Origin of the sequence: Gluconobacter sp. (assembly GCF_047723935.1) — a bacterium.
Taxonomy (GTDB): Bacteria; Pseudomonadota; Alphaproteobacteria; order Acetobacterales; family Acetobacteraceae; genus Gluconobacter.
This window is the reverse complement of sequence record NZ_JBDOBO010000045.1, coordinates 1-21,038: the sequence shown is the minus strand read 5'-3', so window position 1 is coordinate 21,038 and position 21,038 is coordinate 1. Positions and strand designations below refer to the sequence as shown.

Here is a 21,038-nt window from a genome sequence, read left to right as displayed (position 1 = left end):
CACCACGGCCAGATAAGTCCGAAACAATTTCGACTGTAGAAAACCCTGGTGAAAAAATTAAATTTTGAATCTCTTCTTTTTCCATAGGAATTCCAGGAAAAATAACTTTATTTTCAATGGCTTTATTATAAATTTTCTTACAATCCAACCCTGAACCATCATCTTCCACTTCAATAATAACGCGGCCAGAATGATGAAAAGCTCTCAAATAGAGATTTCCTTCATATGTTTTACCTTCCATACTTCTGACATCTGCATTTTCTAGGCCGTGGTCTATTGCATTACGAACCATATGCATCAATGGATCAAAAAGCTTTTCAAGTATTGATCTATCAATTTCTGTTTCTTCACCTTCTATATGCAATAGGACCTGCTTTCCAGAAAGACGGGCTGTCTCTCTCACAATTCTTCCCATGCGCTGAAAAACAGTCCTAATAGGATGTGCGCGCATCGCCATTACATTTTCTTGCAATTCGTGGGTGAGTTGATTTAACTCCGCGATTACTGCATCGAGCGAAGAACCTGGCTGGATACCGTATGATTGCATCTGGGTGCGAATAGCTCCTTGATTAATAACCAATTCACTTACTAAATCTACGAGTTTATCTACTCTGCGCGTATCAACACGAACTGTAGGGTTTTCTTTATATTCAGCTTTCGAAGTCGGGGAAATTACAGGCGATACAACTGAACTACCCTCGAGATTTTCGTCTCCCACAAACGGGTTAGCCACTTTTTCTTGGGTATTTTCCTTATGAAAAAAATCGACAAATTCTACTTTAAGATCTTCTCCTGACCATTCAAATATTTCTTCAATATTTTTCCTGGCCTCAGAAGTCTTTAAGGTAATATTCCACTGTAAATATGTCACATCCGGCTCGAATGCGTCCAAAAATGGAATTTTGTGGGGCTCTACTTCAACAGAAAGAAAACCCTTTTTTTGTAAAAATTCGAAGAGATTTCTTACATCGTCGCCATGAGAATACAACGAAAATAAAGGCTGCACCTCAATATAGAAGGTGTTCTCCTCTGGAACGTCGATATCTATCTTAACAGGCTGAAAATGAATTCCATCTATGTCTTCCAGGATGGTCGGGTTCAGTTCTGGCTGTGCACATAACGCAGAATTATCTTCCAAGCACAGGCTAAGGTCCCTCCAGACATCATCCTGGTTTTGTAATGGCGTCCCGAAGCGATAAAAAGCGACAATATCGGCTAAAGAATCCGTTGCTTTTAAAAATATTGCGATTTTATCTTGATCGATGCTGCATTGCCCTGAACGGATTTTCTCAAGGACTGTTTCAAACAGGTGAGCAGCGCGCACCAAATTTTCCATGCCAAAAGCACCTGCTCCCCCTTTGATGGAATGAACAGCCCGAAAAATCGTATTAATTTTTTCAGAAGACGAGTTAAACGTCTCAAGTTCATTTTCTAGTGCAGATAAGTGCTCTCCGCACTCTTCGAAAAAAACCTGACGAATGCTTTCCAGTTCATCCATAGAGCCATTCTCACTCATGGTGACACACGCTCAATAGTCTCAAGCAGACGGTCCGCAGTGAATGGCTTTACTATCCATCCTGTCGCGCCAGCTGCACGACCTTCCTTCCGAGCCTCTGGACTTCCTTCGGTCGTTAAAAAAAGTATTGGTAAATATTGTGTTTTCTTTTCAAGACGCAGCTTTCTGACAAGCTCCAGTCCATTCATCCGTGGCATATTCAGGTCTGTAATAATAATATTCGGATCAAACTCTACTAATTGTGCCAGAGCATCCACACCATCTTCTGCCAGACAAACGATATGCCCTGCCGACTGCAGTACATTCCGCAAAAGATCCCGGATTGTTCTGGAATCATCAACGATCATAATATTCATGGCGTATCGCCTTCTTCTAGCAAGAAGGTTCCACCCATCGTTTCCAATGCTTGCGTGAATTCGGCTGATGGGTTTTGGATTAGAAAACGAGACTGCCGGGCATGAGCTGTCTTCTGAGCTGAAAGTAGAACTTCAAAACATCGTCCTCCCAGGCGTTTAACGCTTCCAGCATTCAACGTAATGTCTGTCGATTGCTCTCTAAGCTCCTGCAAAAGCGTTACCGCAAATACAGTCCCCATATCTTCTGGGAGACAAAGCGCCGCCATTAACGAAATTCCTCCCAGCCTTCATCAGATGTTTGAAAATCATCCGTCGAGAATAGTGGTGACGATGGCACCAAATTATAGTCGGTCTGATGGCGTCCGGTTCCGATCAAGTCACGCTCCCCAACATGAAAATGATGGACAATCTGCACCAGCTCCTTGGCTTCTTCACTAAGGTTATGACTTGCTGCGGTCGCTTGCTCGACCATCGCAGCATTCTGCTGAGTATTCTGGTCCATCTGATTTACGGCCAGACTTATCTCAGAGAGGTCATTTGCCTGGCTTTGCGCTGCAGTCGCAATTTCCCCGATCAGGACACTGATTTCGCCGACATTCTCAATGATCGTCTTCATTGCTGCACCAGTTTCCTGAACGAGTGCTGTCCCTTTGCCGACTTGTTGAGTGCTGGATGTAATCAGATTTTTGATATCTTTCGCTGCACTGGCTGATCTCTGTGCAAGAGCCCGGACCTCTGTGGCGACAACAGCAAATCCCTTCCCTGCCTCTCCCGCCCGTGCCGCCTCGACACCTGCATTTAATGCCAAGAGATTTGTCTGGAACGTAATGTCGTCAATCAGTCCCAAAATTTGACCAATTTGCTTGGACGATTGTTGAATATCCAGCATCGCAGCCGTTGCAGCAGCCATGATTTCACGCGAGCTCTCAGCTCGCTCCCGCGTCTGGGTAACGACAATACTCGCGTGCATCGCCGCATCCGCAGTCTTCTTGACTGTCTCGGTCACGCTGCCAACGGAGTGTGTTGTCTCCTCAAGACGACTGACTTGCTGTTCCGTTCTACGGGCGAGGTCATCGGCGGCAGAAGCAATCTCGGCAGATCCAGAAGAAATCGTTCCTACACTATCGTTTAGAGACACCAGGATCTTCTGAAGGTCCGCAAGTGTCTCATTGAAATCTCGCCGCAACCGTTCGTATTTTTCCGGGAAAGCCTCTTCCAGTTTCTGGTCAAGACGCCCTGCTTTGAGGTTTTTCAAGGCACTCCCGAGCACCTCGATCATTTCATCGCGCGAGCGGGCTTCAGTCATCGCCTCGCTTTGTGACCGACTGGCTTCTTCCTGAGCATGACGGGCGGAAGTCTGCGCTTCAGCAACCTGCCTCTGACTTCTCTCCAGATCAGTTTGAAGACGTTGAAAACGCTCGCGCACTCCATCAAGAGCTGGAACCGTTATAGAGGTAGGAATGCTTTGATCTGCAAGTTGATGCGCAGCCTGTGCAAGCTGTTGAGCTGGACGAAAGACTGCAAAGAAAATCAGGGTACTGGAGAGGCTTATGCCAAGGAAAATTAAGGCGTCAGGCGCAAGGAACTCGAAGAGCCTGTTGCCTGTCACGCTTCCTGCTATTCCTCGCACACGCCAATATGCCGCACAACAAAGAAGCAGCATGGGGAACAGCAGACCTATCCACAGCAGCGCTGGAGTTACGCCGCTGCTTTTAGTGCTTACGGGCTCGCGTGAGAAAGACATTCCAGATCACCCAGTCAAAACAGAACCTGCCCCCACCGTGCACAGCACAAAGGACATGAAGGACTGTCTTACCCGTGACTGATTGATACTCCGTTAACAGCACTTTCCGGATATTTCAGAGTTAGGGCTGTCGATCCGCACTCTGATCCGCCTCTCCAGCAGGGATGTCTTTATCGTGCTGAGCGTAAAGATAATCATCTCGAGAAATCCAGAGCCGATAGTGTTTCAGGAAATCACTCCCAAGAAGAGCCTCACTGCCCGGAAGGCTTTCAACGACATCCAGCCTGATATTCTTGAATGCGATATCTCCCACCTCCAACGTAGAGAAGAGATGTCGATAAATTTTTATCGGTTCGCGGGTAACACCATAACCAGGAAAGACAGGATCGTTACTCAGCATCGCTCGAGTGACCCCTGCCCTCCGTGCAACGCTCATTGTCACAAGGCTGGAAGAGGCGCCGGTATCCAGAACAGCATCGGCTGATTTGCCATTGATCTTGATCTGCAGCCTTGTTTTTAACCCATCATTAGCTGAATGGGTGACAGGAATTTTGTGGATTGTGCCTTCCCATCCTGGCGTCGCAAACGCGCAGTCTTCGGTGCGAACCAACTGGACAACATGATCAGGCATGTCGACGATTGTGTCGTAATTGGCAAGAAACTCCTGCCCGAAAAGACCCACCACCGGAAGGCCGTCAGCTTTCTCCCCGAATTTTCCACCTGCAATGGTGACAATATTTCTGGCGCTGGAAGGCCCCATTTCCAAGCTTTTGATCATAACAGCTTGGACAAGCTCGCTGCCCCCCACGCCCGTCATAGTGCCCACTGGGCCCATAACTTCCAGTCCAAGGGGCGAAATGTAGGAGCTTCCAATAACCGACGTGGCAGCCCCCGTATCGATGATGAGTGCAGCTGGGTGACCGTTGATACCAGCTCTGACAATCGGAGATCCCGAGCTATTAATGATTGGCATGACGCCGCTGATATACAGCTTACATTGATGCGGCCCCGTCGGCGCACAAGCCGACAGAGCCACAGCAAGCAGCCCAATGGCTCCCAGTCGCTTCAACACCCACATTCCGGCACACATCCACCAAACGTTTCAAACAGTTACACTGTTTGCACCTCACGTTTTTCCTGCAAGTCATTTTTTTTGCTCGAAAAAAGCATTTTTTAAAAAAACGCTCTTGCCACCCCCAGAGCACACTGCTAAATCACCGCCACCGACCGAGAGGAAGCCAACACGGCCCCGAACGGACGGTCCAAAAATCGCCTAAAGCGATTTGCGGGTGTAGCTCAGTTGGTTAGAGCGCCGGCCTGTCACGCCGGAGGTCGCGGGTTCGAGCCCCGTCACTCGCGCCACTCTTCAAAGAGTGGCGCTGATTAACTCCCCCTAAAAATTTTATCTTTATCAAGCATAGAGCTTTTCCGTTTTTTTCGTATACGGAAAGAAGTGTTACGCTTGGCTACAAAGAGCCATCGGTTTCGTAAGAAATCCTTAACCGGCGAGGCAGACATTCTAAGCATCCCTCATCTTTGCAGGATGCAATTTATGTCTTCCATCTCCTCTCTTGGCGCAGTTTCCAATCTATCGACGCTCTATGGCACAGCCGCGAAGCAGAGCTCGAACACGACGCCCTCCTCTTCGGCCGAAGAGACAACCACGACGACAAACGCCGATGGCTCTGTCACCACCACGATTACGGATTCTTCGGGCAATATCATTTCTGAAACAACGACGAACAGCCCGTCTGACGCTACAGACAACCACAGGGACCTGGATATTACGGCCTGATCCCAAGGCAATCAGGCCGTCAGATAAACTTCCAGCACCTCATCTGGAGGACCATCCATCCGGATCTTCCCATTTTCCAGCCAGATAACCCGTGTGCACCATTTCCGCATGATGTCTGGCTGATGGGTCGAAATCACAAGAATGTCTGCATGCTGGACCATGCCTTCCAGCCGTTCTCTTGCCTTGTTCATAAAGGCACCATCGCCAGCCAAAAACCATTCATCCATCAGAAGAATTTGTGGCGTCATGGCCGTTGCCAAACCAAAAGCCAGGCGAACCGTCATTCCTGAACTGTAGGCTTTGACAGGCATATCCATATAGCTGCCCAGATCTGCAAATGCCTCAACATCCCGATCCAACTGAGCCGTCTGCTGCTTGGAAAGACCGCCGTGCAGGCCGAACAGGCGGATATTCTCACGCCCAGTCAATTCTGTGTTCATGCCAAGACTGCTATCCAGCAGCGTCCCAATCGAGCCTTCCAGCCGGACACGCCCCTGTACAGGTTCGTAGATGCCTGCAAGCGCACGGAGAAGCGTGGTTTTGCCCGCGCCATTGCGTCCAATCAGACCCAGCCGCTCGCCGGGGGCAAGACTAAAGCTGATATCCTGCAACACACTGACAATGGTCCGCTCCCGGCCATCCTGCACCAGATGTGCCGCCGGAGAGCCGGGACGAAAACTGGAAAGCTTGTCCCCGACATGCCGCTTCAACGAGCGGCTTTGCCCATGATACAAGGGAAAATCGATCCGAAGCTGATCAACGACAATACTTGGCATTCTATCAGATCCAGTACGGAATACGGGCGCGCATACGACAGAACAGCGCAGCGGCGCCCCCCCAAAGAAGAATGCCCTGCCCGATTGCAGCATACCAGAGGACGGGCCGAACTTCGTATCCCATCAATGGGCCACGCATGATTTCCAAAATGGGGTAGAACGGATCCAAAAGAAGGTACTGACGTCCCACATAGATCAGATCTGGCTTCCAGATCACGGGTGTGACGAAAAAGAAGATCTGCAACAGTGAAGCCATGATGGGTGCGATATCTCGAAAACGCGCCCCAAGCATCCCAATCAGCAGAATGATCGAAAAGCTGTCCAGCAGCCAGAGCGGCGCACTCAGCAGCAGGCTCCAGCTGTGCTTCGGCCAAACGTGATAGATGCCGAACACAACGACAATGACAACAACGTTGTGGAGCAACATCAGCACGTTCCGGACAATCAGTCGAATGACCGGCAGCGTGGCGGGAATCCGTCTGGCATGAAACAGCGATGTACTCTGCGTAAAGGCCGTCGCAGCATCGTTGATGACGCCGCTGATATATCCCCACAATACAATTGAAAGCGACAGGAATGGCAGGTAATGCGGCAGATCCATATGGAAAAGATAGCCGTAGACCACCCCCATGGCTGCCGTCATGATTGCGGTCGAAAGTGTCAGCCAGAATGGCCCCAGCACTGACCCGCGATAACGAAGCTTGATGTCCAGCCAGCCAAGAGCAACAGCCAGTGGCAGCAGCCGAAAGCCGGCCTTCAGGTCATCCAATGCGGCCCGGATGCGGCCGAATCCCTTCTGCGGAGCCAGATCGAGTATGGGAGTACGGGAGTTGCTGTCTTCCATGGGCTTCTCCCTACCATGAAAGACGTTTCTGCCCACCCCTGCGGGCCGTCGAAACGCCTGTCCGCAGATAAAAGAATGTTTTCCCTTGCATCTGGCCGCGTCCTCGCCGAAATGCTGCGGTCATGTCTTATGCTGTGAAGGAAATGTTCGTCACCCTCCAGGGAGAGGGTGCGCAGACGGGTCGCGCCTCGGTATTCTGCCGGTTTGCCGGGTGCAACCTGTGGTCAGGCCGAGAGCAGGACCGTGAAACGGCAGCATGCCGCTTCTGCGACACGGATTTTATTGGAACCGACGGTGAAGGAGGCGGGCGCTTTCAGGACGCTGCCACTCTGGCGGATACGATCGAACAATGCTGGCAAAGCGTCGCTGATGCTTCGGGCCGCCGTTATGTTGTGTTCACGGGTGGGGAGCCACTTCTCCAGTTGGATGCGGAACTGATTGCTGCCGTGAAGGCACGCGGGTTTGAGATTGCCGTTGAAACCAACGGAACAATCGCCGCACCGAACGGGATCGACTGGATCTGTGTCAGCCCTAAACCGGGTGGCGCACTAATTCAGAAAAATGGCTCGGAACTGAAGCTCGTATATCCACAGATCGAGCTTCCACCTGAACTGTTCGACACGCTGTCCTTTCAGCACTTCTGGTTGCAGCCAATGGATGGACCTAACCGCCTGGAGAACACGCAGGCTGCTGTTGCGTATTGTCTGGCACATCCGCGCTGGCGCCTTTCCCTGCAAACTCACAAGATGATCGGAATTCCATGAGCAACGCCGCCCTCGTCCTGTTTTCTGGCGGCCAGGATTCAGCAACCTGCCTCGCCTGGGCTCTCTCCCGTTTCGATCGTGTTGAGACGGTAGGTTACGCTTACGGACAACGACATCTTGTCGAGCTTGAGTGCCGTGACACCCTGCGCGCGCAGATGGCAGCCCATTCTGCAGAATGGAAAGCAAGGCTGGGTGAAGATCATACCATTGATCTGGCATCCCTTGGCGCCCTGTCCGAGACCGCTCTGACCCGAGAAGCCGAAATTGGCTTCAACGAAAGTGGTCTGCCCAATACCTTTGTGCCAGGTCGCAACCTGATCTTCCTGACGTTCGCAGCCGCATTGGCTTATCGTCGCAACGTCAAGCATATCGTTACGGGCGTCTGTGAAACCGATTATTCGGGCTACCCCGACTGCCGCGACGATACGATCAAAGCACTGCAGGTTGCCCTGAACCTGGGCATGGACCAGCGCTTTGTGCTGCACACGCCCTTAATGTGGATCGACAAAGCCCAGACTTGGGATCTGACGGAAGAACTTGGCGGAAAAGCGCTCGTGGATCTTATCAATCAGGAGAGCCACTCCTGCTATATGGGAGATCGCACACATCAGCACGCCTGGGGTTATGGCTGCGGCACATGCCCGGCCTGTCAGCTCCGTGCTGAAGGCTGGCGCCGTTATTGCGAGAGCAAAGCATGACCGCAGAACTCGTCTTTACGCGCCGTTTCTGCATGGGCCACAGGCTTATTACTGGCACCAGTGAAAAGTGTGCGGTTCCCCATGGGCATAATGAATATGTGAAGGTGACACTCCGGCCCGTCGACGAGAAACGGCTGGATGGTCACCAGAACATGATCCTGCCATTTGCAGAGGCCAAAACCCGTTGGCATGATTTCATAGACAACAGTCTCGACCATGCTTTGCAGCTATCGGAGCAAGACCCGTTGCTTGCATGGTTCCGGGATCACGAGCCTGAACGCGCACGCAGGATCGTCGTCACGCCAGGCGACCCTACGACCGAAGTCGTGACCGCGCTTCTGCTTGCCAAGCTGACAGCCATTCTGGCCGATCAGGGCGGAAAGCTTCGTGTTCATGAAATTGAGCTTGAAGAAACCCCGACCAACACGGTCAAGCTCAGAGGCGATCCCTCATTCTATCTTCCGCAAGTCGAGCGCGCTGCCCACGCCTGCTGGTGGAACCGGGCAGACATGAGCATATCGGATCTTTAAAGCCTTTCAGCTTCGCAGAAGAGACAGGATCTCCATGCGGGCTGCATGGTCATGCTTCCAGGTTCCACGGGCAATCATTGTAACCGTAGTGGAACCAGGCGAGCGTACACCGCGCATGCTCATGCACATATGCTCGGCTTCAATCACAACGAGAACAGCTTCCGGCGCCAGCACATCTTCCATGGCCTGCGCGACCTGATCGGTTAGGCGCTCCTGCAACTGGGGACGTCGAGCAAAACCTTCCACAACGCGCGCCAGCTTACTAAGACCCGTCAAACGCCCGCCTGCCGGCAGATAGGCCACATGCGCCTTACCGTGCACCGGAAGAAGGTGATGCTCACACATGGAATGGAAATGGATATCTTTGACGATAACAGCACCATGATGCTGGTCTGCTGAGAACTGCGTCTTCAGATGATCGCGCGGGTCTTCATACAGACCTTCGAACACTTCCAGATACATCTTTGCCACGCGCTGAGGCGTGTCATGTAAGCCCTCGCGCTCCGGATTTTCCCCGAGCGCTTCCAGAATTATACGAACTGCGCCTGCAATCCGCTCCTGCGCATCGGCAGGCCGAGACAAGCCTTCGAGCGGGCGCAGGTCTTCATTGCTGGCTTTTGCAGCCGTGGCGTTCCGGTCAGTCATGTCGGGTTTCAGGCTCCTTCGTTCCCCGAAGCGGCACGATCCGGGTCACGCCGGGTCACATCTCCGCTGGTTCGAGGCAGGACTGCTAGCGCGTCCGCCACCCGACGTCCACCAATCACACGCTCTGCCGCTATTTCCGCCAGAGGTTCGAGAACAAAGGCCCGCTCAAACAGATGACGATGCGGCAGCGTCAAAACACGATCAGAAATACTGCATTCATCATAATGAAGAAGATCAATATCGATGGCCCGCGCGCCCCAGCGGATACCCGGTAGCCGACCCAACTCCCGCTCAATCCGCTTACAAATCGCCAGCACTGCATGAGGACGCAGCGTTGTCTGACCCGTTACACACAGATTGACGAATCCCGGCTGATCGATCCCACCCCACGGTGCACTATCGTACAGGGACGAGACGTTCAGAAGCTGCAAGCCGCTCTCTAGAGACAGGCAATCTGTTGCGGCTGTCAGAATTGCCTCACGGTCCCCCAGATTGGCGCCCAGCGAGAACGCAACCTCATGAACCCGCTGGCGCTCAACTGTCGTCGCGGTTTCCGATACAGGATAGGGCACGGGTGCAGAAGGCTTGCGCACGGTCACAAGAACCTGCTCAACACGCCCCAGACGCCTCAAAACCTCATCAGCAATCCGTCCCGCCAGGGCCTCTATCAGGCCCATGGGCTTTCCGGTCACGATGTCAGAAGCGATATCGCACAAAGTGCCGTAGCAGACGGCCTGAAGGTAATCGTCTGTTTCGATAGCCCCTGAGAGATCTGCACGAATCTCGATATCAATGATGAAGCGTTGCCCGATCCGGTTCTCTTCCGGCAACACGCCATGATAGCCGAACAGACAAAGATCCCGAACAAAGACGGCAGTCAGCGGGGCGGTAATCATTTACAGTCCTTCAGGATCTGGCGCATTGCCAGCGCGTCTGCATGCTCCCGAACGTCATGAACACGCAGAATGTCGGCACCAGCATCTGCGCCGAAAAGATTAGCAGCCAGGGTTCCCGCCAGCCGTTCGTCTACAGGACGCCCTAGCAGATACCCAAACATAGACTTTCGGGAGAGCCCCAGAAGAACAGGCAAACCATACTCCTGTTTCAGGATACCCAGGGAAGTCACTGCCTGGACGTTCTGATCCTGTGTTTTTCCAAAACCAATTCCCGGGTCCAGAATCAGGAAGTCTTTCTTTACCCCGGCCTTCTCAGCCAGATTGAGTGAATGATCAAAAAACCGGCGCCAGTCCGCCAGTAGGTCCAGTTGATCATCGCAATCGTGCCGATTGTGCATGAGAACCGCCGAGGCGCCTCTGTCTGCCACCACGAACGCCATATCTGGATCGGCCTGAAAGCCCCAGACGTCATTAATGACCCGCGCCCCGGCCTGAAGGGCTTTCCGAGCGACCACAGCTTTCGTTGTATCGACCGAGATTGGAACACCCTCAGGCGCAAGACGGTTAATAATCGGCTCAAGCCGTGCCCACTCCTCATCCGCCGGTACTGAGCGAAAACCGGGTCGCGTTGACTCCGCCCCGATATCCAGAATGTCGGCGCCATCAGTGAGCATGGCCCGAGCGTGTGCCAGCGCTGTTTCCGGGGCCTGAAAATGACCGCCATCAGAGAACGAATCCGGCGTAACATTCAGGATACCCATCAATAAGGGCTGTCTTCCTGAAGGGGAGCCAGAAAGACGTGAAGGGATACTTTCAGACGGAAACAGAGAGAACAGTTTCGATATACCTTGGTGCGAGAAGAGCCGGAGAATCCCAGCTTCTTCAACTGTAAGAGACCTGCATCGTAGTCCGCCCGCATGTGAACGGACAGTGGCGAAGTTTCCGCCTTGCTACATGGAAGACGATCTTCACGAGAACGCCTCCATGTTCATATGGCATTCAATTACGGCACCAATTGGGATCCGAAATTTACGCTTTTCACATTCCCGGCGATGGTCCTTCCGGCTCCGAAGAGCTTCTCTTAAGGAGTCAGGATTTTCTAGCCTGCTCTAGGAAGGCTTCCATCTGCTCTTCATTAAGAGCACCTGGAGCAACGGCAGCCGAACCGAAAATAAACGTCGGCGTCCCGTCAAGATTGATCGCACGCCCCTGATCCAGATTGGTCGTAATCAGAGCGACAGTTGCAGGCGAGCTCATGTCTGCTTTCAGGCGATCGGCGTCTAGTCCGTTTGCCTTCGCAAGCTCCGTGATCCGTTCCATGGTCGGCTTGGTAGTATCCGCCATCAGGGCCTGACGCATCACATCATATTTCCCCTGCGCGCTGGCAGCGAAAATGGCCCGGCTATCCAGCACGCTTCCGCTTCCCAGAACTGGAATAACCTTTTCAACCAGACGGACATCTGGATGACGGGCCAGAAAACGATCAACTTCCGGCATCATGGCCCGGCAATACGAGCAGCGCGGATCAAAGAATTCCACCACGGTAATTTTTCCGTGCGGATTACCGCGAACAGCATAGTCAGGAGCCGTCTGCAAGTCATGCAGATGCGTTTTGACAGCCTCAAGAGCCGAATCCTGCTTCTGCTGCTCCGCTTTCTCTCGCAGGGAGCGGATGGCATCCGTCAGAATGGAAGGATCTTCTTTCAGAGCCTGCCGAAGGATCTGAACCACTTCAGCACGCTGTGCAGGCGTAAAGTTTTCTGAGGGGCTTCCCGAAGCAGCCATCGCAGCATTCCCGTAGGAAGAAAGCGCAGCAAAAACGGCAAAAACCGTTGCGGACAGGCGATGTTTCACAGAAGGCTCCGGATTGCAGAAGACGCGGCACCGTAACTGTCCGCGGCCATTAATGAAAGACTGTCACAAAGAGAAGCGACCAACACCTCTCCCACAACAGAGGGATTACCGTTATGACTGAGCAAACTGAATGTGGGGTCTCTCTATACAGAGAGCATCTCACCTGCCGGATCCGAGACCAGATAGTGGAGAAACGCCAGGTGGCGCACCGTCGAAACCAGATTTCCCTCCGCGGCTCCCGTAAGGCAAGCCGCGTGTCGTTCCACCTTCTGGCTTCGGTAGCCTCAGGGCTTCTGCTGACTGCCTGCTCAAGCATTCCTGGCTTCACGTCCCTCGTGGGCACAGCTCCTGCCCCGGCTCTTACAGGCAGCATCGGCACAGTCGTCGCTGACGAGCCACAGGCAGCGCTGGTCGGGCATGACGTTCTGGCACGCAAAGGTAATGCTGCCGACGCGGCAGTGGCCACAGCCATTGCACTTGGCGTGACCCTTCCTTCCCGCGCATCGCTGGGTGGAGGCGGCGCATGCCTCATATCCCAGCCCGGCGCGCCCGCGCAGAGCATCAGTTTCCTGCCCGCCGCTGGCAGCAGTGTGGGCGGCAATCGCCCGGCATCTAGTCCCGCTACGCTTCGCGGCCTGTTCCTGATCCATCACCATTATGGCTCGGTTGAGTTCAACGACCTGATCGCCCCCTCGATGAACCTTGCCAGCAACGGCATTACCGTCAGTCGCGCCCTCGCCTCCGATCTGGCAGTTGTGCGGACGGCCCTTCTGGCTGACGAGAATGCCCGCGCTATTTTCGGACGTGGCGAAGCAGGAACCTTGGCGTCTGGTGATAATCTGATCCAGCCTCGCCTGGCTGGCTTCCTGGAGCGTATCCGTTCGGCCGGCATTGGCGATCTGTATAATGGTGCCCTTGCAGACGTTTACAGTACGGCTGCTCAAAAAGCTGGTGGGGGCCTCAACACCAGCGATCTACGCAGAACGCTGCCGGTTGAGACGGTTGCTCTTACCACACAAGCCAACGGCATCAGCGCTTCGTTCCTTGCCCCACCCGCTGATGGGGGCCTTGGCGCAGCCATTCGCTATACAACCGGTTCATCGGCCCAAGGTGCTGTCAGCGCCTGGCGCGCTTCGGGCGCAACGGATGTCGCTGCCGCACAGGCGGCTCTGGATAACGGCAAGACGGGCAGCGACACGCTTCCTGCACTTCCAGCCTCCACATCCTTTGTCGTCACGGACCGTAATGGCATGGCCGTTGCTTGCAGCCTGAGCGAGAACAATCTGTTTGGAACAGGCCGTATCGCTGGCAGCACTGGCATCGTGCTTGGTGCATCTCCCGCCACGACACCTCGCCCCCTCCTCGCAGCGGCAATTCTGAGAGACCGTCGCGGATTGAAGGCTGCGATTGCGGCATCTGGCCAGAATGACGCTGCGGATGCTGTGGGCGATGCGGCACGGGCTGCAACTCAGGGGGCAGAAATTGCCCATTCTGGCTCAGGTCGCGTCAATGCCGTAACATGCACAGGCGGCAATAACTGCCACGGAAACACCGATCCGCGCGGCGCAGGCCTTGCCGCCGGAACAACGAACTGATTACCCGGTAAAGCTTCTTACAAGGCTCCCCGCCACCAGTGACCAGCCATCGACGATCACAAAGAAGATCAGTTTGAATGGCAAAGACACTGTGCTGGGGGGGAGCATCATCATACCAAGGCTCATCAAGACACTCGACACAACGAGATCGATGACGAGGAATGGCAGATACAGCAGAAACCCCATTTCAAAACCGCGCCTCAATTCTCCAATCATGAATGCAGGCACCAGAACACGCCATGGTGTGTCCTCAATCTTTTGAGGTGGTTTTTCATGGGCAATATTCAAAAAGGTTGAAATGTCTGCTGGCCGCGCCGTCGCCGCCATGAAATCGTGAAAAGGCTGCGCAGACCGGCTTAGCCCTTCCATCTCACCAACCTGCCCCGCCATCATGGGAGCAACGCCTGTATCCCAGGATTTCTGAAGCGTAGGCTGCATCACAAATAACGTCAGAAAAAGCGCCAACCCGATCAGAACGGTGTTCGGCGGCGTGCCCTGAGCGCCGAGTGCGCTTCTCAGCAGCGACAACACAATTACGATCCGCGTAAAGGCTGTCACCATCACCAGAAGACTGGGGGCAAGCGACAAAACGGTGATGAGAGCACTAAGCTGCACCAGCCTGCTGGTCGTTCCAGCCCCGCCGGACTGCCCCAGATCAATACTGACGGCCTGAGCATATGCCAAATGCGGGCACAACAGACAGAGCAGGAGCGCAAACAGGAGAAAGCAGGACTTCACGAAGCCTCCTCCAGTGCTGCAGCAAAACTGGCTCTGTCACCATGCCATTCCAGCAGCACATCCTGACTGCCACCAGTCAAAACCAGAACCTCACGGCTACCATACCGTATGACTGAAAGTCGCCGAGTGCGATCCAAGGCCATCTGCCCCACAAGAGACAGCCCCTCACCGGGCTTTCCATGCCCTCCCTGGCGAGAGCGGACGGCCTTCAGCAAAGGCTTCAGACCGACAAGAAGCACTATTATGAACATTAACGCCGAACAGGCAGTTAAACCGTCATGGAGGGTCATGGCACCGTATTTCCTTCACTTTGGAAAAGAATGCCGGACAAAGATTAATAGACGCCTAATAGCGGCTGGAATTCTGCTCATCACGCCCCCGATTATCATCGGCGGCCGGAGAATCATGGATGGTATCAACCATTCATTAAGCACTTTTCCGCCATGATCAACTCTATCGGGCCGAAACAGGGTTCTGCATGGAGGGAAACTGCAGCAATGCGCAACACGGACACCACAGCGACCAGTGGCACAAACCTGTTTGCCCTTGGTCAGGACCGTCTGAACTGGCTTCAGGCGCGTCAGCAGGTTCTTGCAGGTAACATCGCCAATGCAGATACCCCTGATTACACGCCCAAGGATGTCTCCCCTTTTGAAGCGGCATTAAGCCAGTTCGAGATCACGCCCACGGCGACGCAGCCTCAACATATAGGCTCATCAGCCTCCGTCACGCATGTGCAAGACGTTGAAACCGAGCAGTCTCTGGATGGCAACCAGGTTTCCCTCGATCAGCAGATGGAACAGGTGGCAGACGTGAGCGACCAGCAGCATCTCGCAGTCAATATCTACGGAAAATACATGAGCATGTTCCAGACAGTTCTCGGCAAATAAGGGGAGCTGACCCATGAACCTCTCCAACACCATCGGTATTTCTGCCAGCGGGATGGATGCTCAGGCCCAGCGTCTGCGGATTGTGGCCGAAAACCTTGCCAACCAAGACACGACAGGCTCCACACCCGGCGCGGATCCCTACCGACGAAAAACCATCACTTTCGCAGAACACGTGGACAACGACACGGATCGCTCCACCGTCGATGTGCAGGAAATCGGCCGGGACATGTCTGACTTCCAGACGAAGTATGACCCGTCTCATCCAGCGGCCAATGCACAGGGCTATGTGAAAATTTCCAACGTGGATTCAATGGTGGAGATGATGGACATGCGCGAAGCCGAACGCTCGTACGAAGCCAACCTCAACACCATGCAAAGCACCCGTACCATGCTGTCCCGCACACTGGACCTGTTGAAATAACTCATGATTACGTCCCTCTCCCAAGCGCATAGCGCATACGCCCAAAGCCTGCAGAGCCGCTTTCAGACAGGAGTGACGGACGACGTTCCTGATGGCACGGCTGCCTCGGGCGATTTCGGCTCTGTCATGTCGCAGGCCGTCAGCAGCGTCATCAACACTGGCCATGATGCAGAAGCACAGTCTGCTGCCGGACTGCATGGCGGCGGGGACATGACCCAGATCGTCACAGCCGTATCCAACGCCCAGCTCGCGCTTCAAACGTCCACGGTCCTTCGAGACCGAATGGTGCAGGCGTATCAGGACGTTATGAAAATGACGATCTGACCAATGCAGGCAATCGATCTGGGCGCCATTCTGGAGCAGACCTTCATTGTCGCCCTCAAACTGAGCGCTCCGGCTCTCCTCACTGCGCTGGCCGTTGGTCTGTTGGTGTCACTCTTTCAAGCCGTCACGCAGCTGAATGAGAGCACATTGTCCTTTGTCCCCAAAGTGATCGCCATCGGTGTTGTCATGATGATGGCAGGCTCCTTCATGACGGCAACCCTGCTGACGTTCACCCGACATCTGTTTGATCAGCTCATTCTCGTCGGAACAACGTGACATCGTTTCCTTTTCCAACGGATCTGTCAGGACAAGCTCTGACAGAATGGGCCTTGGCGTTTGTGCTGGTTCTTTGCCGAACGGGTGCAACGGTCATGGTGATGCCAGGGTTGGGGGAACAGTCGCTCCCCATGATGATCAGAGCAGGAGTTGCCCTGACGCTTACCTTTCTGATCCTTCCCTTGGTCCTCCCTCTGCTCAACACTTCGCAGCTCGACACGCTCGGCCCGATAGCACTCGCAGGAATGATATCTGTGGAGCTCTTCGCTGGCCTGCTGATCGGATGGATTGCACGCCTGATTACGATGGCGCTCCCTATTGCTGGTCAGATGATCGCCATGTTCATCGGTATTTCCAGCGTGCTCCAGCCAGACCCCGACCTTGGCTCCAGTAGCTCAGCGCCCGCACGCTTCATGAATCTGCTCGCCCCTCTGATCCTGTTGATCACCGGTGCCTACCTTCTGCCAATTCACGCAGTGATTGGCAGCTACAGCCTCATTCCGCCGGGAGGGGCGCTCATAAACCATTCTGCAGTTCCACACTGGCCCATTCTGGGAGATGCCGCTTGCACTATTATTCAGATGACGGGCAAGGCTTTCACTCTTGGCTTGGAACTCAGTGCTCCATTTCTGATCCTGTCGCTTATCTGGGAAATGATGCTCGGGATCATGACGAGGCTGCTCCCCAATCTGCAGATTTATAATGCCGCGAACCCCTTACAAATGTTGGGAGGCATTACGCTCCTGGGGTTAACACTTCAGGCCATGCTGACAGTCTGGCAAGGACAAGCTTTTGATGTGCTCCGCGCACTGCCGGGGCTTTAACGCGTGGCAGACGCGGAAGACAGAACAGAAGCGCCTTCGCAACAAAGGCTCCAGAAAGCCCGAGACGACGGACAAATCGTTCTTTCTCGAGAAGCCATGAGCTTTACTGTCCTGCTCGGTGGCCTCCTGGGTATTTTCGCGCTTCTGCCGTTTTTGGTGCCCAACTTTGTGCACAGCATGAAAAGTCTCATGGACAATGCCGGAACCATTTCGATGGTACAGGGCGGCCTACTTTCCACAACACAACACACCATTACCGCAGGGCTTGCACTCGCCCTTCCCGTAGCGGGGCTCATCACGGCACTCACGCTCGGTGTGGGCTTCCTGCAAACCGGCTTTCTGATTCATCCCGGATCATTACTCCCCAAGATGTCCCGCGCCTCTCCTATGGGAGGTCTAAAGAGGATTTTGGGCGGCGGGACCTTGCCGGATACGTGCAAAGCGCTCGTCAAACTGCTGATTTTCGTAACCGTACTCTGGCACCTGGCGAAAGGCATTATCCCTGACGCCCGGAGTATGACAGGCCTCAACGCAAGCGCCATTCTGACGACTGTTATTCGTCTGGGGCTCAGTGGCGCCACAGGCATGATTTTGGCTCAACTTGTGATTGCTGGAGGCGACATCTTCTGGATGCGATTTCGGCATACAGCCAAACTCAAAATGAGCCGGGAAGAGCTCAAGGAAGAATACCGAAATACTGAAGGCGATCCGCACGTTAAAGGAAAACTGAAAGCCATGCGCGCCAAGGTAGCCAGGCAGCGCATGATGGACGCCGTAAAAACCGCTACGGTCATTGTGACCAATCCAACGCACTATGCCGTCGCACTTGTTTATGAAAAGGGGGCATCAAGTGCCCCTAAGATCGTTGCCAAAGGTGTTGACGACGTAGCCGCGCGCATTCGCGAACTAGGACAGGACCATCGCGTACCCATCGTAGCGAATCCTCCTTTGGCCCGCGCTCTTTATCCCTTGCCTCTCGAGAGTGAAATTCCGGCAGAGCATTTCAAGGTCGTGGCCGCAGTCATTGCTTATGTGTGGAAACTCAGAAGGCCAGCGGGCAACCATTCTCCGATCAGATAAAAAGAATCTTCTTTTTTCTGACGCTACCCCCTTGGCGAAGCCTCTTGTTCTCATGATATGGTGACCAGAACATTTGTGAACACGACACCTCAGAACACGACGAAATTCTCTCCGGTGAGAGGTGCCCTCCTATGCGGAGGGCGTGGCAAGGTCTATCGTGTTCCTACCCACCAGCCATGAACGATTACGAGGATTGAATGGACAAGACCAAGGCGCTTGAAGGCGCTCTCAGCCAGATCGAGCGTGCGTTCGGCAAAGGGTCGATCATGCGGATGGGCCAGCGCCCGAAAGAGCAGGCTGACGTCATTTCAACCGGTTCACTGGGGCTTGATATCGCCCTCGGAATTGGCGGCATGCCCCGCGGCCGCGTTGTCGAGATTTATGGGCCGGAAAGCTCGGGCAAAACCACGCTGGCACTGCATGTTCTGGCTGAAGCACAGAAAAAGGGCGGTACGGTCGCCTTTATCGATGCGGAACATGCGCTTGACCCTGGATATGCCAAGAAGCTCGGCGTCAACGTCGATGACCTTCTGCTGAGCCAGCCGGATGCCGGTGAGCAGGCGCTGGAAATCGTCGATACGCTGGTTCGTTCCGGCGCCATTGATGTTCTGGTTGTGGACTCCGTGGCAGCACTGGTCCCCCGGGCAGAACTCGAAGGTGACATGGGCGATAGTCATGTCGGCCTTCATGCCCGCCTCATGAGCCAGGCCCTGCGCAAGCTCACCGGAACCGTCTCACGATCGAACACACTGGTCATCTTCCTGAACCAGATCCGCATGAAAATCGGCGTGATGTTCGGCAACCCGGAGACCACAACCGGCGGTAATGCGTTGAAGTTCTACGCTTCCGTTCGTCTTGATATCCGACGCATCGGCTCCATCAAGGACAAGGATGAAGTCGTTGGAAACCAGACGCGCGTCAAAGTGGTCAAGAACAAGATGGCCCCGCCGTTCCGTCAGGTTGAGTTCGACATCATGTACGGTGAAGGCATCAGCAAGGTCGGTGAGCTTCTTGATCTGGGCGTGAAAGCGAACATCGTCGAGAAATCAGGCGCATGGTTCTCTTTCGATAGCCAGCGCATTGGTCAGGGACGTGAAAACGCCAAGCAGTTCCTGCGAGACCATCCTGAAATGGCGCAGGAAATCGAACGGCGTGTCCGTGCTGAAGCCGGGGTCGTGGCAGAAGCCATGATGACAGGCCCAGAGAGTGACGACGACGCATCAACTGCAGACTGATTTCCGCAAAAAGAGGCTCCAACAAGGGGCCTCTTTTTTTTGACTTTTCGTCGAGGCGCAGAAGCCCGCACCTCATTGCCCCTTCCCCAACCACGAACGACTAAGCTTAATCAGGACATAAAAAAAGGATCAGGCGAACCTGATCCTTTTACCGTGCCGAAGTTCCAAAAATTATTTCAGGCAGCAGACTTCACGGGACATAGTTTGCTGCGCAGACATGCCCATGTCTTTGCTCCCTTGATAATCGCTCTCGCGATAGCAGGGGTAGTGGTCGGCCGAAGCAACCGCGGATCATAGCCAGCAAAGCGGCGGTCATTCTCATCAAGGCAAAGCTGCATTAGGTCAGGAACATTGACGTCCATATTCGTCATGTCCTTGGCCCCAGTGACGGTGAAATTATTGTCCTGCGTGTGCTCTTCACCGCTTTCGTCGATGCTGCGCGCCAAGCCCATGCGCTCATACGCCAGGAAGATCCAGACGCCGATAACACGCGCTTCAAACCATGGGCGCTTCCAGAACGGCATTGTTGCCCGATGCCAGGCCAGCCAGTTCGCAAACAGCAGAATGTGGCGGCATTCTTCCTGCATCACAGGCTCAAATGTCTCGATCAGTTCCGGCGGGAAGAGTCCTGCGCGCTCAGCCAAGGCAAACAGGCCAAAGGCGAAGAAACTGTCCACACATTCAGAGAAGCCCGTCACCAGGTAGGCCCATTCCGTGTCTTTCGGCTCCACATAGGGAGGCTCAGGCGCCATCGGAATTTTGTAGGCTTCAACCAGCTTGGTCAGAACTTCCTTATGGCGATTTTCTTCCCAGGCATTGCGGGACAGAGCGTCCTTCATGTCCGGGTCATCAATCATCGCCGCATAAGCGGCCATACGGAGGCGTGCCTTGCCTTCAGTCTGAACAGCAATATCCCAGATTGGCAGGGACGTAATGCGATGCAGCGTTTCCGGATCAAGTTCCGGCCAGTCAATGACCGAAGGCTTGTATGGATTGAACGTGTCGCGGAACATCTGCGCGACAGCCTTCTTGTGCTCTTCCGTTCCCGGCTTGAGAGGCCCTTTGATCGGGCTGCTCCAGTGGCGCGCTTCATAATCGACGCGCTCAAGCGTCTTCTCCGACGGTGCGTCGGGAAGGTGGGAATAGATTTCGGCCAGGCTTTTCATGATAGTCTTCGCGGCGTGCCCTGCGGCCCGCCGGGCCCCTGGGCGCTTATAGTTTTACTTCAGGGCGGGCG

General features: G+C 54.1%; 26 protein-coding genes and 1 tRNA gene. 13 read left to right on the top strand and 14 right to left on the bottom strand.

The window, feature by feature from the left end:
* From ABF979_RS12455 to ABF979_RS12435, 5 genes are all read right to left on the bottom strand, one after another.
* Positions 1-1,516, bottom strand: a 1,516-nt coding sequence (locus ABF979_RS12455; RefSeq protein ID WP_415560160.1) for a chemotaxis protein CheA, incomplete at its 3' end; no start/stop codon positions are given.
* Positions 1,513-1,872, bottom strand: coding sequence for a response regulator (locus ABF979_RS12450; RefSeq protein ID WP_215749164.1), 360 nt, complete (start codon positions 1,870-1,872; stop codon positions 1,513-1,515). The genes ABF979_RS12455 and ABF979_RS12450, both read right to left, overlap by 4 nt.
* A complete protein-coding gene (locus ABF979_RS12445; protein ID WP_215749166.1) occupies positions 1,869-2,138 on the bottom strand; it encodes an STAS domain-containing protein in 270 nt (89 codons plus the stop codon). The genes ABF979_RS12450 and ABF979_RS12445 overlap by 4 nt, the downstream gene beginning before the upstream one ends.
* Positions 2,138-3,481 carry a methyl-accepting chemotaxis protein gene (locus tag ABF979_RS12440; protein ID WP_415560157.1) on the bottom strand — a complete coding sequence of 448 codons (1,344 nt, stop codon included), beginning with the start codon at positions 3,479-3,481 and terminating at the stop codon, positions 2,138-2,140. The genes ABF979_RS12445 and ABF979_RS12440 overlap by 1 nt, the downstream gene beginning before the upstream one ends.
* Before the next feature lie 256 nt (positions 3,482-3,737).
* Positions 3,738-4,694 (bottom strand): retroviral-like aspartic protease family protein, encoded by a 957-nt coding sequence (locus tag ABF979_RS12435; RefSeq protein WP_415560155.1) that lies wholly within the window; start codon positions 4,692-4,694, stop codon positions 3,738-3,740.
* Between the two features lie 207 nt (positions 4,695-4,901).
* Between ABF979_RS12435 and ABF979_RS12430 the strand changes: the two genes are divergently transcribed.
* Positions 4,902-4,978 (top strand) — tRNA-Asp (locus ABF979_RS12430).
* Between the two features lie 190 nt (positions 4,979-5,168).
* Positions 5,169-5,411 carry a hypothetical protein gene (locus ABF979_RS12425; RefSeq protein ID WP_415560153.1) on the top strand — a complete coding sequence of 81 codons (243 nt, stop codon included), beginning with the start codon at positions 5,169-5,171 and terminating at the stop codon, positions 5,409-5,411.
* An 11-nt stretch (positions 5,412-5,422) separates the two neighbouring features.
* On the opposite strand, the gene ABF979_RS12420 is transcribed toward ABF979_RS12425, so the two are convergent.
* Positions 5,423-6,187 (bottom strand): ABC transporter ATP-binding protein, encoded by a 765-nt coding sequence (locus ABF979_RS12420; RefSeq protein WP_202206328.1) that lies wholly within the window; start codon positions 6,185-6,187, stop codon positions 5,423-5,425.
* Positions 6,188-6,191: 4 nt separating this feature from the next.
* On the bottom strand, positions 6,192-7,031 hold the full coding sequence (locus tag ABF979_RS12415; RefSeq protein WP_415560151.1) for an ABC transporter permease: 840 nt from the start codon (positions 7,029-7,031) through the stop codon (positions 6,192-6,194).
* Between the two features lie 122 nt (positions 7,032-7,153).
* Between ABF979_RS12415 and queE the strand changes: the two genes are divergently transcribed.
* From queE to ABF979_RS12400, 3 genes are read left to right on the top strand one after another with little or no spacing between them, the layout of a single operon-like run.
* On the top strand, positions 7,154-7,795 hold the full coding sequence (gene queE, locus ABF979_RS12410; RefSeq protein ID WP_415560149.1) for a 7-carboxy-7-deazaguanine synthase: 642 nt from the start codon (positions 7,154-7,156) through the stop codon (positions 7,793-7,795).
* Entirely contained in the window at positions 7,792-8,493 is a 702-nt protein-coding gene (gene queC / locus ABF979_RS12405; RefSeq protein ID WP_064273714.1) for a 7-cyano-7-deazaguanine synthase QueC, read from the top strand. Before queE ends, queC begins: the two co-directional genes overlap by 4 nt.
* Positions 8,490-9,023: a 6-pyruvoyl trahydropterin synthase family protein gene (locus ABF979_RS12400; RefSeq protein ID WP_415560147.1), complete on the top strand. Its 534-nt coding sequence runs from the start codon at positions 8,490-8,492 to the stop codon at positions 9,021-9,023. Before queC ends, ABF979_RS12400 begins: the two co-directional genes overlap by 4 nt.
* A 6-nt stretch (positions 9,024-9,029) precedes the next feature.
* On the opposite strand, the gene folE is transcribed toward ABF979_RS12400, so the two are convergent.
* From folE to ABF979_RS12380, 4 genes are all read right to left on the bottom strand, one after another.
* On the bottom strand, positions 9,030-9,668 hold the full coding sequence (folE, locus tag ABF979_RS12395; protein WP_415560145.1) for a GTP cyclohydrolase I FolE: 639 nt from the start codon (positions 9,666-9,668) through the stop codon (positions 9,030-9,032).
* A gap of 8 nt (positions 9,669-9,676) precedes the next feature.
* A complete protein-coding gene (gene folK / locus ABF979_RS12390; RefSeq protein ID WP_415560143.1) occupies positions 9,677-10,564 on the bottom strand; it encodes a 2-amino-4-hydroxy-6-hydroxymethyldihydropteridine diphosphokinase in 888 nt (295 codons plus the stop codon).
* The gene (gene folP / locus ABF979_RS12385) at positions 10,561-11,325 is read right to left on the bottom strand and encodes a dihydropteroate synthase (protein ID WP_415560142.1); all 765 of its coding nucleotides are present in this window, start codon (positions 11,323-11,325) and stop codon (positions 10,561-10,563) included. Before folP ends, folK begins: the two co-directional genes overlap by 4 nt.
* Before the next feature lie 328 nt (positions 11,326-11,653).
* On the bottom strand, positions 11,654-12,418 hold the full coding sequence (locus ABF979_RS12380) for a DsbA family protein (RefSeq protein WP_167386101.1): 765 nt from the start codon (positions 12,416-12,418) through the stop codon (positions 11,654-11,656).
* A gap of 200 nt (positions 12,419-12,618) precedes the next feature.
* Between ABF979_RS12380 and ABF979_RS12375 the strand changes: the two genes are divergently transcribed.
* On the top strand, positions 12,619-14,013 hold the full coding sequence (locus tag ABF979_RS12375) for a gamma-glutamyltransferase (protein ID WP_415560140.1): 1,395 nt from the start codon (positions 12,619-12,621) through the stop codon (positions 14,011-14,013).
* On the opposite strand, the gene fliP is transcribed toward ABF979_RS12375, so the two are convergent.
* Entirely contained in the window at positions 14,014-14,751 is a 738-nt protein-coding gene (gene fliP, locus ABF979_RS12370; protein ID WP_415560138.1) for a flagellar type III secretion system pore protein FliP, read from the bottom strand.
* On the bottom strand, positions 14,748-15,041 hold the full coding sequence (locus ABF979_RS12365) for a hypothetical protein (RefSeq protein WP_415560136.1): 294 nt from the start codon (positions 15,039-15,041) through the stop codon (positions 14,748-14,750). Before ABF979_RS12365 ends, fliP begins: the two co-directional genes overlap by 4 nt.
* Positions 15,042-15,248: 207 nt before the next feature.
* Between ABF979_RS12365 and flgB the strand changes: the two genes are divergently transcribed.
* The 7 genes from flgB (at position 15,249) to recA (ending at position 19,801) form a co-directional block, all read left to right on the top strand.
* On the top strand, positions 15,249-15,641 hold the full coding sequence (gene flgB / locus ABF979_RS12360; protein ID WP_046900068.1) for a flagellar basal body rod protein FlgB: 393 nt from the start codon (positions 15,249-15,251) through the stop codon (positions 15,639-15,641).
* Positions 15,642-15,654: 13 nt separating this feature from the next.
* On the top strand, positions 15,655-16,062 hold the full coding sequence (gene flgC, locus ABF979_RS12355) for a flagellar basal body rod protein FlgC (protein ID WP_046900069.1): 408 nt from the start codon (positions 15,655-15,657) through the stop codon (positions 16,060-16,062).
* Positions 16,063-16,065: 3 nt separating this feature from the next.
* Positions 16,066-16,386, top strand: a complete 321-nt coding sequence (locus tag ABF979_RS12350) for a flagellar hook-basal body complex protein FliE (RefSeq protein ID WP_046900070.1) — start codon at positions 16,066-16,068, stop codon at positions 16,384-16,386.
* 3 nt (positions 16,387-16,389) lie between these two features.
* A complete protein-coding gene (locus ABF979_RS12345) occupies positions 16,390-16,662 on the top strand; it encodes a flagellar biosynthetic protein FliQ (RefSeq protein WP_046900071.1) in 273 nt (90 codons plus the stop codon).
* Positions 16,659-17,486, top strand: a complete 828-nt coding sequence (locus tag ABF979_RS12340) for a flagellar biosynthetic protein FliR (RefSeq protein WP_415560134.1) — start codon at positions 16,659-16,661, stop codon at positions 17,484-17,486. The genes ABF979_RS12345 and ABF979_RS12340 overlap by 4 nt, the downstream gene beginning before the upstream one ends.
* A 3-nt stretch (positions 17,487-17,489) precedes the next feature.
* Positions 17,490-18,566, top strand: coding sequence for a flagellar biosynthesis protein FlhB (locus ABF979_RS12335; RefSeq protein WP_415560132.1), 1,077 nt, complete (start codon positions 17,490-17,492; stop codon positions 18,564-18,566).
* 197 nt (positions 18,567-18,763) lie between these two features.
* Positions 18,764-19,801 (top strand): recombinase RecA, encoded by a 1,038-nt coding sequence (gene recA / locus ABF979_RS12330; RefSeq protein WP_202206314.1) that lies wholly within the window; start codon positions 18,764-18,766, stop codon positions 19,799-19,801.
* Positions 19,802-19,977: 176 nt separating this feature from the next.
* Here recA and ABF979_RS12325 read toward each other — a convergent pair whose 3' ends face one another.
* Positions 19,978-20,967 (bottom strand): ferritin-like domain-containing protein, encoded by a 990-nt coding sequence (locus ABF979_RS12325; RefSeq protein ID WP_202206313.1) that lies wholly within the window; start codon positions 20,965-20,967, stop codon positions 19,978-19,980.
* Positions 20,968-21,038: the final 71 nt, after the last annotated feature.

What these genes read in the sequence shown, in the direction of transcription:
- ABF979_RS12325 (WP_202206313.1), bottom strand. Translation starts at nt 20,967, where the DNA reads ATGAAAAGCCTGGCCGAAATCTATTCCCACCTTCCCGACGCACCGTCG.
- ABF979_RS12425 (WP_415560153.1), top strand. Translation starts at nt 5,169, where the DNA reads ATGTCTTCCATCTCCTCTCTTGGCGCAGTTTCCAATCTATCGACGCTC.
- ABF979_RS12350 (WP_046900070.1), top strand. Translation starts at nt 16,066, where the DNA reads ATGATTACGTCCCTCTCCCAAGCGCATAGCGCATACGCCCAAAGCCTG.
- ABF979_RS12365 (WP_415560136.1), bottom strand. Translation starts at nt 15,041, where the DNA reads ATGACCCTCCATGACGGTTTAACTGCCTGTTCGGCGTTAATGTTCATA.
- ABF979_RS12450 (WP_215749164.1), bottom strand. Translation starts at nt 1,872, where the DNA reads ATGAATATTATGATCGTTGATGATTCCAGAACAATCCGGGATCTTTTG.
- flgB (WP_046900068.1), top strand. Translation starts at nt 15,249, where the DNA reads ATGCGCAACACGGACACCACAGCGACCAGTGGCACAAACCTGTTTGCC.
- ABF979_RS12420 (WP_202206328.1), bottom strand. Translation starts at nt 6,187, where the DNA reads ATGCCAAGTATTGTCGTTGATCAGCTTCGGATCGATTTTCCCTTGTAT.
- ABF979_RS12400 (WP_415560147.1), top strand. Translation starts at nt 8,490, where the DNA reads ATGACCGCAGAACTCGTCTTTACGCGCCGTTTCTGCATGGGCCACAGG.
- folK (WP_415560143.1), bottom strand. Translation starts at nt 10,564, where the DNA reads ATGATTACCGCCCCGCTGACTGCCGTCTTTGTTCGGGATCTTTGTCTG.
- flgC (WP_046900069.1), top strand. Translation starts at nt 15,655, where the DNA reads ATGAACCTCTCCAACACCATCGGTATTTCTGCCAGCGGGATGGATGCT.
- ABF979_RS12435 (WP_415560155.1), bottom strand. Translation starts at nt 4,694, where the DNA reads ATGTGGGTGTTGAAGCGACTGGGAGCCATTGGGCTGCTTGCTGTGGCT.
- queC (WP_064273714.1), top strand. Translation starts at nt 7,792, where the DNA reads ATGAGCAACGCCGCCCTCGTCCTGTTTTCTGGCGGCCAGGATTCAGCA.
- ABF979_RS12345 (WP_046900071.1), top strand. Translation starts at nt 16,390, where the DNA reads ATGCAGGCAATCGATCTGGGCGCCATTCTGGAGCAGACCTTCATTGTC.
- ABF979_RS12445 (WP_215749166.1), bottom strand. Translation starts at nt 2,138, where the DNA reads ATGGCGGCGCTTTGTCTCCCAGAAGATATGGGGACTGTATTTGCGGTA.
- folE (WP_415560145.1), bottom strand. Translation starts at nt 9,668, where the DNA reads ATGACTGACCGGAACGCCACGGCTGCAAAAGCCAGCAATGAAGACCTG.
- recA (WP_202206314.1), top strand. Translation starts at nt 18,764, where the DNA reads ATGGACAAGACCAAGGCGCTTGAAGGCGCTCTCAGCCAGATCGAGCGT.
- folP (WP_415560142.1), bottom strand. Translation starts at nt 11,325, where the DNA reads ATGGGTATCCTGAATGTTACGCCGGATTCGTTCTCTGATGGCGGTCAT.
- ABF979_RS12415 (WP_415560151.1), bottom strand. Translation starts at nt 7,031, where the DNA reads ATGGAAGACAGCAACTCCCGTACTCCCATACTCGATCTGGCTCCGCAG.
- queE (WP_415560149.1), top strand. Translation starts at nt 7,154, where the DNA reads ATGTCTTATGCTGTGAAGGAAATGTTCGTCACCCTCCAGGGAGAGGGT.